This is a genomic window from Priestia megaterium, from assembly GCF_041941685.1.
GTDB lineage: Bacteria > Bacillota > Bacilli > Bacillales > Bacillaceae_H > Priestia > Priestia megaterium_C.
In genome coordinates this window covers 95,001-112,431 of the sequence record NZ_CP130958.1, presented here as the reverse complement: position 1 = coordinate 112,431, position 17,431 = coordinate 95,001, and the positions used below count along the sequence as shown (strand labels likewise).

The following is a 17,431-nucleotide window of genomic DNA, read 5'->3' as shown; positions in this document are numbered from 1 at the left end:
TTATATATAAAATAAAGAAATAGTTGTTTTAGTCTCTAGTTTTGAGACATACTGACTTATGAAATATTAACATTAAACTTCATGAATTGCAAGGTCTTACAGATTATATTTTTTCAATTTGTGTAAAGTCTAGCTCTACTGGCGTTTGTCTTCCGAACATATCCACATGAACCTTAACTTTACGTTTATCTGTATCGATTTCTTCAATGGTACCTTCGAAGTTTGCAAACGGACCTTCTTGAACCAATACTGTTTCTTTTAGTTCAAAGTCAAAGTCAGCATGCTTCTCGTCCATGCCCATTTGTTTTAAGATCATTTCTACTTCTTCTGGTAGAAGAGCAGTTGGCTTTGATCCAGAACCTGCTGAACCTACAAAGCCCGTAACGCCAGGTGTATTACGAACTACATACCATGAATCATCCGTCATGATGATTTCAACTAACACGTACCCTGGAAATACTTTTTTCTTTGTAATCTTTTCTTTGTTGTTCTTAATTTCTCTTTCTTCTTCTTCAGGAACAACAACGCGGAAAATTTTATCTTGCATACCCATTGTTTCTACGCGCTTTTCTAAATTTGTTTTTACTTTATTTTCATATCCAGAATAAGTATGGACTACATACCAATTTTTCTCCATTTCTGAGGACTATACGTCCTTCCCTCCCAGCTCACTATAAAATAAGATGTCCTAATCTATTGCACAGACAACGCACTAGGAAAATAGTTGACTCCTAGCACAATCATTCTTAAAGCAAATTAAAAAACCCGTCTCCGGGCTTTTCTGAAAAAAACATAATTTAGCTTTATTATACCATGATTTAAGTCAATTTATTCAAGGGATTAAACGAATAAGTGACGAAATTCCGTAATCAACTACTACAAAAAAGAGTGTCATAAATACAACTGTAGAAATAACAGTAATTGTATAACGAGTTAGCTCATTTTTTTTAGGCCAACTTACCTTCTTCATCTCACGCCCAACATCACGCAAGAAATTTCCTACACGGTTCATGTTTGTAACCTCCAATAAATTAAAAGGGGTATTAGTCTGTGCAGATTATTGATCTACTTTGTTTCACGATGAATCGTATGTGCGTTACACGTTTTGCAAAACTTCTTCATTTCTAAACGCTCTTCGTTTTGCTGTGTGTTTTTCATAGTCGTATAGTTACGACTAGCGCATTGCACACACGCAAGTACAACTTTTTTACGCATAATGTCAACCACCTATAGAGTGATAATGTCTATAAAAAAGTATCACAGACTTTCTTAGCATGTCAATATGAGGATAGAAGGCTACATTGTGATTTCACGAATCTCGAGGTAGCGCTCTAATTTCCTCTTCACACGCTGAAGTGCATTATCGATGGATTTGACGTGGCGGTTTAACTCTTCTGAAATCTCTTGATAAGATTGACCATCTAAATAAAGAACGAGAACTTTTCGCTCCAGATCACTTAACAGTTCAGCCATCTTTAATTCAATATCATCAAACTTCTCTCGATTAATGAGCAACTCTTCTGGATTTGCTACTTTTGTCCCCGAAATAACATCCATTAAGGTTCGGTCGGACTCTTCATCATATATTGGCTTGTCCAATGATACATAAGAGTTTAATGGAATATGTTTTTGCCTTGTTGCGGTTTTAATAGCGGTAATAATTTGCCTGGTAATGCAAAGTTCAGCAAAAGCTTTAAACGAAGTTAGCTTATCTTCTCTAAAATCTCTAATTGCCTTATATAACCCTATCATACCTTCTTGTACAATATCTTCACGGTCTGCCCCAATTAAAAAATATGACCGCGCCTTTGCTCGCACAAAGTTTTTGTATTTATGAATCAAATACTCTAATGCGTCAATATCGCCTTTATGCACAAGATCGACAACTGTTTCATCCTCTTGTTGTTCGAAATGAGCATGCAGTTTTCTCCCATAATTATCGCCCATATCGATCCCCCCGACCGCACAGTAGATAGAAATATTATACAGTAGCTAATTCCGTACCGTCAATAACCTCACCGCTGTCCCCGACGCCATTTTTCGAAAATTTCGGCTACTTGATTGGAAAGTTGAATGCGTGCCGCTGGCTTTTGATTTTGAATAGACTTCACATCAAGATTAATATGTTTCTCAATTTGCTCAATTTCGTTGTACAATTCTCGAGCAGAAATTCTAAGCGCACCTTGTCCAAAGATTGCCCACTGCTCCGTAAAATCAGATGTAGCAACATGAATCTGTGTCTTTACATTGTTTAGCTCTTGAGCCAGCTTTTCAATGTACTCATCCGCTGTTTCATTTTCTCTTGTAAATACAACGTCAACCTTATGATTTTTTGCCTTCTTTTCAATTCCTTCGACCATATGAGCATCGAAGACAATAATGACACGATAACCCATATATGCTTGATACTCTGCCATCTTTTCGATTAACAGGTCTCGAGCACCGGCTAAATCATTATCTCTAAGCTTTCTTAGGTCGGGCCACGCACCTATCATGTTATAACCATCCACCAGTAGAATATCCATTCTTATTCACCTAGAGGATGGCGTTTTCGGTAAACCTCATACATGAGAAGACTAGCTGCTACAGATGCATTTAACGATGTAACATGCCCAACCATTGGAAGCTGTACAAGGAAGTCGCATTTTTCACGAATCAAACGACTCATGCCTTTTCCTTCGCTTCCAATCACTAACGTAAGCGGCATACCTCCATCTAAGTTGCGGTAATCATCGCTTTCTTTCGCATCTGTTCCAACAATCCATACGCCTCGATCTTTTAATTCATCAATCGTCCTTGATAGGTTTGTTACCCTTGCTACGGGAACATGTTCAATCGCTCCTGTAGAGGCCTTAGCTACAGTGGCTGTTAATCCAACTGAACGGCGCTTTGGAATAATAATACCGTGTGCGCCAACGGCATCGGCTGTTCGCATAATAGAACCTAAATTATGGGGATCTTCAAGCTCATCTAACAGAAGAAAAAACGGACTTTCATTACGTTTTTCCGCTAAGTTAAATAAATCATCTAACTCTGCATACTGATAAGCAGCAACTTGTGCAGCTACTCCTTGATGAATACCGTCTACCATTTGCTCAATTTTCTTTTTTGGTACAAACTGCACCAATACACCATTACGTTTTGCTAACTGCGTGATTTGTCCCATAGAACCGCCTTGCGATCCTTCGGCAATCCATAGTTTGTTAATGTCGCGCCCAGACTTTAGGGCTTCTAGGACCGGATTACGTCCAATGATAAATTCATGTTCCATGATTCATTCCTCCCTCTCCTTCATCGACGAAAGAGATAGCTTTAGTAATAAGTTCCATCATTCTTTCTTCCTCACCTAAGAGATACAAATAGCCTACGACCGCTTCAAATGCCGTACTGTAGCGATACGTTTGCACATCTGTGTTTTTAGGGACTGTACCGGACTTTGCATTGCGTCCTCGGCGCAGCACACCTTCTTCTTCTTCAGTAAAAAAGTTTTCATTTTTAAAATAATATACGATTTGCGCTTGTGCTTTTGCTGATACGTATTTTTTAGCTTTATTATGAAGCTGGTTAGGGCGCACTGTCCCTAACAACAGCAGGTGGCGGCGAACATGTAAATCAAACACCGCATCACCCATATAAGCAAGAGCTAAGCTATTTAGCTGTTTTACATCTAATTTACTGCTGCTCATAACACTATTATCCTCTTTTCCATCTTGTTCCTTGTGCCGTATCTTCTAAAATAATATTTTTAGCCTTTAATTCATCTCGAATTTGATCTGCTAATTGGAAATTACGATCTTTACGAGCCTGAATACGATCTTGGATCAATTGATCAATTTCTTCGTCTAGAAGTTCAGCTTCTCCAAACCTAATGCCTATTGCAGCACCTAATTCTTTAAATTCTTTAATAAAAGCTTCAATTACATCTGTAGACGTTGTTTGTTCTAACAAATACAAGTTAGCTTGCTTTGCTAGCTCGAACAGAACAGAAATGGCATTTGCCGTATTAAAATCATCATCCATCTCTTCAACAAACGTTTCGCGAAGCTCTTTTAGCTTTTCGAACCATTCTGAAGCATCTTCTTGAAGATTTGTTGCTGCCTCTAGACGGTGAGTTAAGTTGCCGTAAGCTGTTTGCAGACGCTCAAACCCTTTGCGCGTATTCTCTAAAATTTCTTCGTTATAGTTAATTGGGTGACGATAGTGAACAGATAAAATAAAGAATCGAAGTAGGGAAGGATCATGCTTTTTAATAATGTCATGAACTAACACGAAGTTCCCTAGTGATTTAGACATCTTTTCATTATCAATATTGATATATCCGTTATGAAGCCAGTATTTCGCAAACGATTTCCCAGTGAGCGCTTCTGATTGGGCAATTTCATTTTCGTGATGAGGGAAAGCTAAATCCTGACCGCCTGCGTGGATATCAATTGTATCACCTAAATACTTGCGTGCCATCGCAGAGCACTCGATATGCCAGCCTGGTCTTCCTTGACCCCAAGGGCTATCCCATGCGATCTCTCCATCTTTGGTTGCTTTCCAAAGAGTAAAGTCTAATGGATCTTCTTTCTTTTCTCCAACTTCGATACGAGCACCGGATTGCAATTCATCAATAGACTGATGTGATAATTTTCCGTATCCTTCAAACTTACGTGTACGATAGTATACATCACCCTCTGACTCATATGCATATCCTTTTTTCACCAGTTCATCAATGAACTCAATAATGATATCCATATTTTCAGTTACGCGTGGATGCACATCGGCATGCTTGCATCCAAGAGCTGACGTATCTTCAAAGTAGGCATCGATAAAGCGGTTTGCGATCGTTGGAACATCTTCTCCTAACTCTTTTGCTGCCTTAATTAATTTATCATCCACATCTGTGAAGTTTGAGACATACTCGACATCGTACCCTCTAAATTCTAAATAGCGGCGCACCGTATCAAATACGATTGCAGGACGCGCATTTCCAATATGAATATAGTTATACACGGTTGGTCCGCACACGTACATTTTGACTTTGTTTTCTTCCAGCGGTACAAACATCTCTTTTTGACGTGTTAACGTGTTATATAGCTTAATTGCCATGGTGAATCTTCCCTTCTTTTAATTCCTTTAATTGATTTTGCAGGTGTAAAATTTCTTTCTCTAGCTGTTTGAAACGCTCTGCATCTGGATCTGGCAAATCTTGATGATTCAAATCTTTTGGAATCCGGACACCATTTTGAATGACGACTCGGCCAGGGATACCAACAACCGTTGAGTTTTCTGGGACGTCATTTAACACAACTGAGCCTGCTCCAATTTTGGAGTGCGCATGAATCGTAATCGACCCTAGTACTTTAGCACCTGTTGCAATTAAGACATTGTCTTCGATCGTCGGGTGACGCTTTCCTTTTTCTTTCCCTGTTCCTCCAAGTGTTACTCCTTGATATACTGTTACATTATCTCCAATTTCGCACGTTTCCCCAATAACAATTCCCATTCCGTGGTCAATAAAAAATCGGCGGCCAATTTTCGCACCCGGATGAATTTCAATCCCTGTGAAGAATCGGCTAATTTGTGAGATTACACGTGCCAGAAAAAACCACTTTCTTTTAAAAAGCCCGTGAGCTAATCTATGTGCCCAAATAGCATGCAACCCCGAATAGGTTAATATCACTTCAATATAACTTCTTGCTGCAGGATCTTGTTCAAATATGGCCTCAATGTCTTCCTTTAACAACTTTAGCATCATCTCACCCCAATTCCGCTATTCCTCTATCTACTCATTGATTGTATAAAAAAACGCCCCTATGTCAAATGACACAGAGACGTATATACGCGGTTCCACTCTGTTTGGATCAACAAACGATCCCAACTCTTCTCTCATAACGTGAAAGTACCCGCTTTTGCCTACTTACTTAGTAGCATTCAACAAAAGACTCAAAGGCGCACTTCAACAAGTTTTGTCATAGGTTACTTTCAGCCGGTGATAACCCTCTCTGATATGCAATGAACTTGCCTACTCTTCCTTCTCAACGATATCCATATTTGATTATTTTATCATATGGGCAAAATAGAAATTTGTTAACTATAAATGCTTTCTAAACGAGCTAAAACTGTTTCTTTTCCTAAAAGAGAAATAGCTTTTGGAAGCTCAGGACCGTGTGTTTCGCCTGTTGTTGCTACACGAATTGGCATAAATAGTTTTTTACCTTTTTGACCTGTTGCTTTTTGTACAGCCTTTGTTGCTGCCTTAATTTCATCAGCGCTGAATTCTTCTAAGGAAGAAATCTCTTCAGCAAATGCTTTTAACACTTCCGGTACTTGCTCTTCAGCAAGCACTGCTTTTGCTTCTTCACTGTAATCAATTTCTTTCTTAAAGAACATTTCAGTAAGTTCAACAATCTCAGCGCCAAAGCTCATTTGTTCTTGGTATAGAGCGACTAAGTCACGTACCCATTGTTCTGTTTCAGCATTGCGCGTTTCTTCAACTTTTCCAGCTTTCACTAAGTGAGGAACTGATAAAGCTACTACCTCGTCTAAATCCAATTGTTTCATGTATTGGTTGTTCATCCAACGTAATTTGCTTGTATCAAATAGTGCTGGAGATTTTGATAAACGAGCTGGGTCAAAAATTTCAATGAACTGTTCTTTAGAGAAGATTTCTTCTTCTCCCACAGGTGACCAGCCAAGCATTGTAATAAAATTAAACAGTGCTTCCGGCAAGTAGCCTAATTCTTTATATTGCTCAATAAACTGAATGATTGACTCATCACGTTTACTTAGTTTACGGCGATTTTCATTTACGATTAATGTCATATGACCAAATACAGGAGGCGTCCAGCCTAAAGCTTCATACACAAGAATTTGCTTCGGTGTATTAGAAATATGGTCATCTCCGCGTAGAACATGTGTCATCTTCATTAGATAATCATCAATGGCTACAGCGTAATTATATGTTGGTGTACCGTCTTTTTTCACAATAACGAAGTCACCAATGCCTTCAGACTCAAATGATACTTCATCTTTGACAATATCATTCCATTTAATTTCTGTGTTACTAGGAACACGGAAGCGAATGCTTGGCTCACGGCCTTCTGCTTCTAGTTCAGCACGCTGTTCAGCTGTTAAGTTACGGCATTTACCTGAATAGCGCGGCATTTGACTATTCGCCTGCTGTTCTTCACGCTCTTTTTCAAGCTCTTCTGACGTACAGTAACAGTGATAAGCTAATCCTTTTTCAAGAAGTTCTTCCGTATATTTTTGATAGATTTCCGTACGTTCAGACTGGCGGTAAGGACCGTACTCGCCGCCTACGTCGATACTCTCATCCCATTCAATACCTAACCATTTTAAATAGCGCAGCTGACTTTCTTCTCCGCCTTCGATATTACGCTTTTGATCTGTATCTTCAATACGGATAATAAATTTACCGTTTTGATTTCGTGCAAATAAATAATTAAATAGTGCTGTTCTTGCATTCCCTATATGAAGATGTCCAGTTGGACTCGGGGCATAACGAACTCTTACTTCGCTTGACATAACTAAGATGACCTCCAATTTAATATTACTTATAGTATGTATTTATATGTTTTAGACATGTTCTAATTTTATCACCAAATAGGTATCTGTCAAAGTCAACTGTTTTTATTTTTGATAAACTAAAACGGCTGCTTGGGCGGCAATTCCTTCTTCACGTCCCGTAAAACCTAACTTTTCTGTTGTTGTTGCCTTGACGTTAATTTGAGAAATGCTTGCTTCTAACAGCTGCGCAATGCGCTCTCTCATTGGTTCAATGTAAGGAGCCATTTTAGGTTTTTGCGCGATAATTGTGCAATCTACATTGCTTAATTCATAGCCTTCATCTTTTAGTAGTTTCCATACGTGTTGAAGAAGCTTTGCTGAATCAGCATCTTTAAATTCAGGGTCTGTATCCGGAAAATGCTTTCCGATATCTCCTTTAGCCGCCGCTCCTAATAAGGCATCTGCGATTGTATGCAACAGCACATCTGCATCTGAATGGCCTAATAATCCTTTTTCATACGGAATTTCTAAACCGCCGATGATTAAAGGTCTTCCTTCTGCAAATTCATGTACGTCGAAACCTTGTCCTACGCGAATGTTCATTTTCCCACTCCTTCAGTCCTGTTTAGCTTTGTTAATATGGCTTCTGCATATAACAAATCTTCTGGTGTTGTTAGTTTTATATTATCGTAATTTCCCTCTACAATCGATACTTTTTGCCCCGCTTTTTCTACTAAGCTTGCATCATCGGTGCCTAAGTATTCATTTGTTTTTGCTTTTTCGTGTGCATCCATTACTACATCAAAAAGAAAAGCCTGCGGCGTTTGAATAGCCCACAAGCTAGAGCGCTCAACTGTTTCAATGACAGTACCCCGTTCTACACGCTTAATTGTGTCTTTTACTGGAACAGCCAGCACAGCAGCCTTATCACTAGCAGCTTTTTCTACTAACTCATGGATTGTGTTTTGTTGAACAAATGGACGAGCGCCATCATGAATTAATACCATCTGAGCCTGCTTTAAACTTTTAAGGCCATTATAAACGCTATGTTGACGTTCATCGCCTCCAGCTGTCAATGATTGAACCTTTTGAATTGGATATTCGATTAATAACTCTTCAAAAATCTCCACTTCTTTTTCGTTTACGACTAGTACAATTCCACTGCACCAAGGATCTTGTTCGAATTTTTGCAGCGTATGAATGATAAGCGGAACGTTTTGAATAGTTAAAAATTGTTTGTTCCGCCCCGCTTTCATTCGCTTCCCCTGACCTGCAGCTAACACGATAATTTCATACTTCATAGGTATACTCCCTTTACCTGTTACGTCACAGTGCTTTTTCTAATAACTTGGGTTTCGCAAAAATCATACGGCCTGCTGAGGTTTGGAGTACGCTCGTCACCAGTACATCAATTTGCTTTCCAATATAATTTCTTCCTTCCTCTACCACGATCATTGTACCGTCATCAAGATAGGCAATACCTTGATTGTGCTCTTTGCCGTCTTTTATAACCAATACGTTCATTTCTTCTCCTGGAAGTACAATTGGCTTGACGGCATTTGCTAAGTCATTGATATTTAAAACGCCAACATTTTGAAGTTCACATACTTTATTTAAATTAAAATCGTTTGTCACGACCAAACCGGAAGTCAGCTTTGCCAATTTAACCAGCTTGCTGTCTACTTCTTGAATGTCTTCGAAATCGCCTTCATAAATTTCTACCTTCATTGCCAGTTCTTTTTGAATACGGTTTAGAATATCTAGACCTCGTCTACCTCTGTTTCGTTTTAAAACATCCGACGAATCAGCAATATGCTGAAGTTCCTCAAGCACAAAGCGTGGAATAACAATCGTTCCGTCTAAAAATCCTGTTTGACAAATATCTGCGATACGGCCGTCAATAATAACGCTTGTATCTAAAATCTTAAGAGACTTTAATGATTCTTCGTTATCTGTTTCTTCTTGTCCTTTTTTCTTCCCAATTCGAGCCGGCATCGAAAACACGCTTACAAGTTCATCACGTTTTTTAAACCCGACTTGAAACCCTAAGTAACCTAAAAGAATACTTAGAAAGATTGGTAAAATGGTACTTACTACTTGAAGTTGAATTCTGCCTAAAAAAGCTCCGACCAAGTAGGCCACAATAAGCCCTAAAATCAATCCTAAGCTCCCAAAAAGCACATCCGTTACAGGCGCCTTCAGTAACGCCTCTTCCACTCGGCGAATTAATTCAACTATATAATCAACAATCCAAAACGTGACAAGGAAAAACAAAATGGCTCCTAGTATTGCATCGACGTAAGGCTTTTCTAGAAATGCTACATCTTGCAGATTTAATAATTGAATAAGTTCAGGTATAAAAAAGACGCCCAATGTACCACCTGTAATAATAAAAAATAACTGTACAAAACGTTTTAACACGCCTTCACCTCCCTTTATCATTATAAACAGTTTACAATGATTGAAACCTGTTATTTAACCAAAAAACAGAATTTGTAAACAAACTGTCACTTTTTTTGTATTTTCACAATATCTTAATGAATCAAACATTTAATGTCAATTAATATCCTATAGCTGACGGTTTGTAAGATGCTGCTCTTTTAGTCTTTTTAGGCCTTCTCTGATTTTTCTTGCTCGAATTTCACCGATGCCTTCTACCTCATCCAATTCTTCTACCGATGCATCTGCTATCGTTTTTAAATCCCCTAATTCATCAATGAGATTTTCAATAATAATCGATGGAAGTCTTGGAATTTTATGAAGCATTCGATACCCTCTAGGAATAACGCTGTCTTCAAAGCTTGTATACATAGGATATCCCATTAAGCGAAGGAGCGTTTGGTCATCGAGAAGAACATTATTTGACGGCTGCTGCATGCGTTCAATTACTCGGTAAGGGTCAAAGCTGAGGTCATACATATAATCTTTGATTAATAAAGTTGCTTCTTCCTCTAAGTGGGAAAGTAGTTCATTCATTTGGAGCCGGATTAGTCTTCCTTCTGTTCCTAACTCGCTAATATAGCTCAAAATTTCATTTTTAATACGCAGAACCATTTCTGTACGATGAAGCGACTGCAGCACATCTGTATGAGTTACTTGCTCTTCAAACTCTAATGCACTGAGACTTGTAATCGATTCGTCTAATACCGCCTTGTACTTTTCAAGTGTCCCAAGCGCTTGATTCGCTTTTGCTAAAATAACACTAATGTCTTTTAATACATACTGCAGAGACCCTTTGTAAAGCGTAATCACATTTCGTCTTTGTGAAATGGCTATCACCAATACACCTGACTGCTTAGCTACGCGCTCTGCTGTACGGTGACGCATTCCTGTCTGTGAAGAAGGAGTAGAGGGGTCTGGCATGAGCTGAGCATTAGCAAATAATATCTTGCTTCCGCTGTCGTTTAAAATAAGCGCTCCATCCATTTTGGCTAACTCGTATAAATGCGCAGGTGTAAATGCACAATTAATCGAAAATCCTCCATCTACCATCTTTTTGACTTGTTCATTGTAGCCCATAACAATTAAGCCGCCCGTCTTTGCCCGCAAGACGTTATCGATACCGTCACGAATAGGGGTTCCTGGTGCTACAAACTGCAGAATTTCTGATATTTGTTTTTGACTAACTGTTGTTTTTTCTCCTTCCACTGCTTATCCTCCTAATGTATATTGCAGAGCCTCCGCTACTGTTGATACCCCAATCACATCAATACCATCTGGGACTTTCCATCCTCCTAAATTTTTCTCCGGGATAATAATTCGTTGGAACCCTAATTTTACCGCTTCTTGAACGCGCTGTTCAATTCTAGATACTCGGCGTACTTCACCTGTTAATCCTACTTCTCCTACAATAACATCTGTAGCGCTAGAAGCAGCATCTCTGAAGCTTGAAGCAATGCTAACGGCTACAGCTAAATCGATTGCTGGTTCATCTAATTTCACTCCACCTGCTACTTTTAAATAAGCATCTTGATTCTGCAGCAGCATTCCTACACGCTTTTCTAAGACAGCCATGATAAGCGAAACGCGATTATGATCTACTCCCGTCGCCATTCTTCTAGGGTTTCCAAAGCTCGTTGGACTGATTAGCGCCTGCAGCTCTACTAATACAGGTCTTGTCCCTTCCATTGAAGCGACAACAACCGACCCTGCTGCTCCCTGAGATCGTTCTTCTAGAAAGATTTCAGATGGATTCAATACTTCTTCTAGCCCACTTTCTTTCATTTCAAAAATGCCCATTTCATTTGTGGATCCAAATCGGTTCTTAACCGCCCTTAATATACGATACGTATGATGGCGCTCTCCTTCAAAATAAAGAACCGTATCCACCATATGTTCAAGAAGTCTTGGACCTGCAATGGCCCCTTCTTTCGTTACATGACCCACAATAAAGATGGCAATTCCATTCGTTTTAGCAACACGCATTAGTTCAGCCGTACACTCTCGCACCTGTGAGACGCTTCCTGGCGCTGATGTCACATCAGCATGGTAAATGGTTTGAATTGAATCAATTACCACAAAATCAGGCTGCATGCTTGAGATGGCCTCTAGTATTAATTCTAAGTTTGTTTCTGCGTGAACATAAAGCTCTTCAGCTTTTACACCTAGCCTGTCTGCTCTTAACTTCGTTTGTTTGGTTGATTCCTCTCCCGAAATATATAGTACTTTATTTTGTTTCATTGCTAACTGCGCGGAGGTTTGCAAAAGTAAAGTAGACTTTCCGATACCCGGATCTCCCCCTATTAAAACGAGTGACCCTCTGACAATACCTCCTCCTAATACACGATTTAACTCTGCAGAAGGTGTGAAAATTCGTGGTTCTGTTGTAGATTCAATCGCTGTAATTGACTGAGGTTTTTGAACTTTAGAAGCAGTAGCTCCGGAAAAAGCTCCTCGGCGTGATGATTTCGTTTCTTCCATTTCTTCTACCATAGAATTCCAGCTTCCGCACCCGGGACATTTCCCCATCCATTTTGCTGATTCATATCCGCAATGCTGACATGCAAATTTTGTTTTTCGTTTCGCCATTATGTTATCAATCTCTCCGTTCATTCAATCGATTTCTATCTCTATTGTACACTATTTCCTAAGCTAAAATAAAAAGGGAGGCATACGTGTTTTTTCGTATGCCTCGTCTTGGTTTGAGTAAAATTAGCTGATGCTGCTTGGAGCGGAGGATTTAACAACAAATTCTCCTTTGTCTACATCTAGCGTCACTTTCTGACCTTTTTGAACAACCCCTTTTAGCAGCTCTTCAGATAAACGGTCTTCAATATGTTTTTGAATTGCTCTACGAAGTGGACGAGCACCGTATTCTGGATCAAAACCTTCCTCTGCAATCTTATCAATTGCCTCTTTTGTTAATTCAAGATCAATTTCTTGCTCTTTTAAGCGTTTTGTTAACTGATCCGCCATTAATTTAACGATTTCAGCTAAGTGAGGTTTCTCTAATGAATGGAAGACGATAATTTCATCGATACGGTTTAGGAACTCCGGACGGAACGCGCGCTTCATTTCCGCCATTACTTTTCCTTTCATATCTTTGTAGTCTTGCCCTTCTGCTTCTACTGTGAACCCTAAGTGCTTGCTTCGTTTTAATGTATCAGCACCTACGTTTGATGTCATAATTAAAATCGTATTACGGAAATCAACTGTACGGCCTTTTGAATCTGTTAAGCGTCCATCTTCTAACACTTGTAATAAAATGTTAAATACATCCGGATGCGCTTTTTCAATTTCGTCTAAAAGAACAACTGAGTAAGGTTTTCTTCTTACTTTTTCCGTTAACTGGCCGCCTTCTTCGTATCCAACATATCCTGGAGGTGAACCTACTAAGCGTGAAGTAGAATGTTTCTCCATGTACTCAGACATATCGATACGAATCATTGCATCTTCATCGCCGAAGATTGACTCCGCTAATGCACGTGCAAGCTCTGTTTTACCAACCCCTGTTGGTCCTAAGAAAATGAATGAACCAATTGGACGTTTTGGATCTTTCAAGCCTGCTCTAGCACGGCGCACAGCTTTTGCAACTGCTTTTACCGCTTCTTCTTGCCCAATTACACGAGAGTGAAGAATCTCTTCCATGTTCAGCAGTCTTTCTGTCTCTTCCTGTGCCAGTTTAGAGACCGGTACACCCGTCCAGCTAGATACAACCATCGCAATATCTTCTACGGTTACAGCTGAGTTTTCTTTACCTTGCTGCTCTTTCCAAATTTTCTTTGTGTCTTCTAATTCTTCGCGTAGGCGTTGCTCTGTATCGCGTAAAGATGCTGCTTTTTCAAATTCTTGACTTTGAACAGACGCATCTTTTTCATTGCGTACTGATTCTAATTTTTGCTCTAATTCCTTTAAATTTGGCGGCGTTGTAAATGAACGCAAACGCACTTTTGAACCAGCTTCATCAATTAAATCGATTGCTTTATCCGGTAAGAAACGATCTGAAATGTAGCGATCTGATAGTTTCACCGCTTGCTCGATTGCCTCATCAGAAATAGATACTCGGTGATGTGCTTCATAACGGTCACGAAGCCCTTTTAAGATTTGAATAGACTCTTCCAACGTTGGTTCATCCACTTGAATTGGCTGGAAGCGACGCTCTAACGCTGCATCTTTTTCAATGTACTTTCTGTATTCATCTAAAGTCGTAGCACCGATACACTGAAGTTCTCCACGAGCAAGAGACGGTTTTAAAATATTAGAAGCATCGATAGCACCTTCTGCGCCACCAGCGCCAATTAATGTGTGTAACTCATCGATAAAGAGAATGATATTACCTGCTTGACGAATTTCATCCATTACTTTCTTCAGGCGATCTTCAAATTCTCCGCGGTATTTTGTACCAGCAACGACCGTTCCCATATCCAAAGTCATAACGCGTTTGTCACGTAAAATTTCTGGAACTTCATTGTTGACGATTTGCTGAGCCAAACCTTCAGCGATTGCCGTTTTACCGACACCTGGCTCCCCAATTAATACAGGATTGTTTTTTGTACGTCGGCTTAATACTTCAATAACACGCTGAATTTCTTTCCCACGTCCGATAACAGGGTCTAAGCTTCCTTCGCGCGCTACAACTGTTAAATCGCGTGCTAAGCTGTCTAGCGTAGGTGTATTGGCATTTGAAGAGCCTCCGCCTTGATGGCTCGAAGCAGCTTCATTGCTACCTAATAAATGAAGCACTTGCTGACGAGCTTTATTTAGGCTGACACCTAAATTATTTAAAACGCGTGCTGCAACGCCTTCACCTTCACGAATTAAGCCTAGTAAGATATGTTCTGTTCCTACATAAGAATGACCAAGCTTTCGGGCTTCGTCCATTGAAAGTTCAATGACTTTTTTCGCTCGAGGTGTATAATGAATGGTCTGCGTTAATTCTTGGCCTCTGCCAATTAATGCTTCCACTTCTTTTTGAATTTTTTCAGTGCTTAGGCCTAGAGCAGAAAGAGCTTTTGCTGCAATTCCTTCACCTTCACGAACGATACCTAATAAAATATGCTCCGTTCCAATGTTGTTGTGACCTAGGCGTAGTGCTTCTTCCTGTGCTAAAGCTAATACTTTTTGTGCGCGCTCTGTAAATCTACCAAACATCATATAATCGTCACCCTCCACGTTTAATTTGTGTTTTTATTTATAGTGAGACGTTCTCGAATTAAGGTGGCTCTTTTAATGTCACGTTCTTGAGGCTTTAGGGGACCTCCCGAATACTTTTGTAAAAAGCCTGGCTGCGTCATAATGATAAGTTCATTCAATATATTTTGACTCAGTCCTTTTATATACCCTAAATCGATTCCTAATCGAACATCTGATAAACATTGTGAAGCTTCTTTTGACTCAATAATACGGCTATTGGCCAATACTCCATATGAACGATACACTCGATCTTCTAACTCTACATGAGATGTTTTAAACAGCGCGTCTCTTGCAGAGTGCTCTTGTGTAATTAACTGCTGTACGACACTATTTAAATCTGCCACAATATCTTCTTCAGACTTCCCTAAGGTTATCTGATTAGAAATTTGAAAGATATTCCCTAAAGCTTCGCTACCTTCTCCATAAATTCCTCTCACCACTAAGCCGAGCTGGTTAATAGCGGGAATAATACGATGAATTTGACGGGTCATCACTAAAGCCGGCAGATGCATCATTACAGATGCACGTAGCCCAGTACCCACATTTGTGGGACAGCTGGTTAAATACCCTCTATTTTCATCAAACGCATAATCTACGTATTTCTCAATCCAATTATCTACTTTATTCGCTGTGCTTAAAGCTTCAGATAATTGAAGGCCTGGAAATAAACATTGTATGCGTAAATGATCTTCTTCATTAACCATAATACTCAAATCTTCTTTTTCTGATAAAAAACAAGCTCCGTTGTTATCTCCTTCAGCCAAGTTAGGACTGATAAGATGCTTTTCAACCAACACTTGCTTTTGAAGAGGCTGTAATTCGTTCATCTTTAGTAAATGCAAATTCCACTGATTGGTGTTCTCACTTTTTTGAAAAACTTGCTCGAACACTCGAACCACTTCAACTGCTTGTTCTTTAGAAAAGAGAGTTGGAAAAAGATAATGAGTTAAATTTCGAGCCAGCCTGATTCGACTGCTTAGAACAATATCTGAATTCGAAGCTTCTTGACGCATCCAAGAGCTAACAGGCTGGGAAAAGAACAAATCCTGGGACATGAATTACGCTTCCTCCTCTCTCGATTCGTTCATCTTCTTTTCTAGTAATCGAATGTGATCTCGGAGTTCGGCTGCTTTCTCAAACTCCTCTTTTTCGATATACTCTTTTAAGTTCAATCTTAATGCCTGTAATTCCTTTTTTAAATGAAGATTACTTGCAATTCTTGCTGGTATTTTTCCATGATGCAGATAATTACCTCCATGCAGCCTCTTCAAGAAAGGAATAAGAGGTCGCTCAAATGTTTTGTAGCAATCTGCACATCCAAACCTGCCTATTTTAGCAAATTTTTGATATGTCATGCCACAAGTAGGACAAGAAAGAACCTCCTGACTTTGTTGCTTATAATTTTCAGTTACTGCTGGATCTAGGTTAAGTAGGCCAGCTAGTAAGTTATTGATTGAAAAACCTTGCTGATTTGAAAAAGAAAATGTATCTCCATTTTCTGAAGCACATTGTTCACATACATGCATCTCCGTCTTTTCACCATTAATAATTTTTGTGAAGTGAAGAGTTGCAGGTCTCGTTTCACATTGCTGACAAATCATCCTGTCATCACTCCCTGTTCTAAATAAAATAGATCATGAGCTTATCGGTAGCGTAATGAATTAAGCATTGCTTTTAAAAGATTAGCCCTTAGCTCATCACGATAAGGAAGTTCAATATTAATAACTGAACGATTGATAACACTCAACATGATTTTTGCTTCTCGTTCTGTGATGACTTTTTCTTCAACTAACCTAATAATGACGTTTTCAGCACTTACTTGTGAAATTTCATTTTGAATCATCTCAATTACTTGCTGAAACAAATCCGCTGCATCATGCATTTTTACTTTTGCAATACGAATAAAGCCGCCGCCTCCTCGCTTACTTTCTACAAGATAACCTCTCTCAACTGTAAAACGGGTATTGATAACGTAATTAATTTGCGACGGAACGCATTGAAATTTATCAGCAATCTCACTGCGCCTTATTTCAACAATTTCTCTTTCACTTAATTCAAGTACTTGTTTTAAATACTGTTCGATAATGTCAGAGATATTTGGCACGCTGCCCCCTCCTTCTGACTTTGACTATATTTGACCTTAATTTAAATATAAAAGGAAACGAAAAAATTTTCAACTATGTACTATTAAAGTTTATTCTTTACTTTTATCGTTGCCACTAAAATTTATTTCAAAACCTGCAAATCATGAATTTTATTGTTCTTACTATACTTTTTCATAAAACAA

The 17,431-nt window shown here is 39.1% G+C and carries 19 protein-coding genes and 1 other annotated feature; all 19 genes read right to left on the bottom strand.

The annotated features are described in order from the left end of the window. Positions 1-103: 103 nt before the first annotated feature. The 19 genes from nusG to Q5794_RS00520 all read right to left on the bottom strand — a co-directional run bounded on the left by nusG (position 104) and on the right by Q5794_RS00520 (position 17,248). On the bottom strand, positions 104-637 hold the full coding sequence (gene nusG / locus Q5794_RS00610) for a transcription termination/antitermination protein NusG (protein ID WP_013054913.1): 534 nt from the start codon (positions 635-637) through the stop codon (positions 104-106). 195 nt (positions 638-832) lie between these two features. Then, entirely contained in the window at positions 833-1,012 is a 180-nt protein-coding gene (gene secE / locus Q5794_RS00605) for a preprotein translocase subunit SecE (protein WP_013054912.1), read from the bottom strand. A 53-nt stretch (positions 1,013-1,065) separates the two neighbouring features. Continuing rightward, positions 1,066-1,215 (bottom strand): 50S ribosomal protein L33, encoded by a 150-nt coding sequence (gene rpmG, locus Q5794_RS00600; RefSeq protein ID WP_013081365.1) that lies wholly within the window; start codon positions 1,213-1,215, stop codon positions 1,066-1,068. A gap of 81 nt (positions 1,216-1,296) precedes the next feature. Further along, complete coding sequence (sigH, locus tag Q5794_RS00595) at positions 1,297-1,947, bottom strand: RNA polymerase sporulation sigma factor SigH (RefSeq protein WP_013054910.1); 651 nt, start codon at positions 1,945-1,947, stop codon at positions 1,297-1,299. Between the two features lie 68 nt (positions 1,948-2,015). Beyond that, complete coding sequence (locus Q5794_RS00590) at positions 2,016-2,525, bottom strand: NYN domain-containing protein (RefSeq protein ID WP_013081364.1); 510 nt, start codon at positions 2,523-2,525, stop codon at positions 2,016-2,018. 2 nt (positions 2,526-2,527) lie between these two features. After that, positions 2,528-3,271, bottom strand: a complete 744-nt coding sequence (gene rlmB / locus Q5794_RS00585; RefSeq protein ID WP_013054908.1) for a 23S rRNA (guanosine(2251)-2'-O)-methyltransferase RlmB — start codon at positions 3,269-3,271, stop codon at positions 2,528-2,530. After that, entirely contained in the window at positions 3,261-3,686 is a 426-nt protein-coding gene (locus Q5794_RS00580) for a Mini-ribonuclease 3 (RefSeq protein WP_374988584.1), read from the bottom strand. The genes rlmB and Q5794_RS00580 overlap by 11 nt, the downstream gene beginning before the upstream one ends. Before the next feature lie 7 nt (positions 3,687-3,693). Beyond that, a complete protein-coding gene (cysS, locus tag Q5794_RS00575; protein WP_374988583.1) occupies positions 3,694-5,091 on the bottom strand; it encodes a cysteine--tRNA ligase in 1,398 nt (465 codons plus the stop codon). Next, a complete protein-coding gene (cysE, locus tag Q5794_RS00570) occupies positions 5,081-5,737 on the bottom strand; it encodes a serine O-acetyltransferase (RefSeq protein WP_013054905.1) in 657 nt (218 codons plus the stop codon). The genes cysS and cysE overlap by 11 nt, the downstream gene beginning before the upstream one ends. Positions 5,738-5,809: 72 nt before the next feature. Next, positions 5,810-6,033 (bottom strand) — a binding site (T-box leader). Between the two features lie 39 nt (positions 6,034-6,072). Further along, a complete protein-coding gene (gltX, locus tag Q5794_RS00565; protein WP_057242652.1) occupies positions 6,073-7,530 on the bottom strand; it encodes a glutamate--tRNA ligase in 1,458 nt (485 codons plus the stop codon). Between the two features lie 105 nt (positions 7,531-7,635). Beyond that, positions 7,636-8,115 carry a 2-C-methyl-D-erythritol 2,4-cyclodiphosphate synthase gene (ispF, locus tag Q5794_RS00560; protein ID WP_013054903.1) on the bottom strand — a complete coding sequence of 160 codons (480 nt, stop codon included), beginning with the start codon at positions 8,113-8,115 and terminating at the stop codon, positions 7,636-7,638. Beyond that, positions 8,112-8,813 (bottom strand): 2-C-methyl-D-erythritol 4-phosphate cytidylyltransferase, encoded by a 702-nt coding sequence (gene ispD, locus Q5794_RS00555; RefSeq protein WP_214988724.1) that lies wholly within the window; start codon positions 8,811-8,813, stop codon positions 8,112-8,114. The genes ispF and ispD overlap by 4 nt, the downstream gene beginning before the upstream one ends. A 25-nt stretch (positions 8,814-8,838) precedes the next feature. Further along, positions 8,839-9,933 (bottom strand): PIN/TRAM domain-containing protein, encoded by a 1,095-nt coding sequence (locus Q5794_RS00550; protein ID WP_263033208.1) that lies wholly within the window; start codon positions 9,931-9,933, stop codon positions 8,839-8,841. A gap of 147 nt (positions 9,934-10,080) precedes the next feature. Continuing rightward, the gene (gene disA, locus Q5794_RS00545) at positions 10,081-11,160 is read right to left on the bottom strand and encodes a DNA integrity scanning diadenylate cyclase DisA (RefSeq protein WP_013054900.1); all 1,080 of its coding nucleotides are present in this window, start codon (positions 11,158-11,160) and stop codon (positions 10,081-10,083) included. Between the two features lie 3 nt (positions 11,161-11,163). After that, positions 11,164-12,540, bottom strand: a complete 1,377-nt coding sequence (radA, locus tag Q5794_RS00540) for a DNA repair protein RadA (protein ID WP_013054899.1) — start codon at positions 12,538-12,540, stop codon at positions 11,164-11,166. Between the two features lie 123 nt (positions 12,541-12,663). Continuing rightward, a complete protein-coding gene (gene clpC, locus Q5794_RS00535) occupies positions 12,664-15,105 on the bottom strand; it encodes an ATP-dependent protease ATP-binding subunit ClpC (RefSeq protein ID WP_014462041.1) in 2,442 nt (813 codons plus the stop codon). Positions 15,106-15,125: 20 nt separating this feature from the next. Then, positions 15,126-16,199, bottom strand: a complete 1,074-nt coding sequence (locus Q5794_RS00530; RefSeq protein WP_013054897.1) for a protein arginine kinase — start codon at positions 16,197-16,199, stop codon at positions 15,126-15,128. 3 nt (positions 16,200-16,202) lie between these two features. Next, on the bottom strand, positions 16,203-16,745 hold the full coding sequence (locus tag Q5794_RS00525) for a UvrB/UvrC motif-containing protein (protein WP_013054896.1): 543 nt from the start codon (positions 16,743-16,745) through the stop codon (positions 16,203-16,205). Positions 16,746-16,786: 41 nt separating this feature from the next. Then, positions 16,787-17,248 (bottom strand): CtsR family transcriptional regulator, encoded by a 462-nt coding sequence (locus Q5794_RS00520; protein ID WP_013054895.1) that lies wholly within the window; start codon positions 17,246-17,248, stop codon positions 16,787-16,789. Between the last annotated feature and the right edge of the window lie 183 nt (positions 17,249-17,431).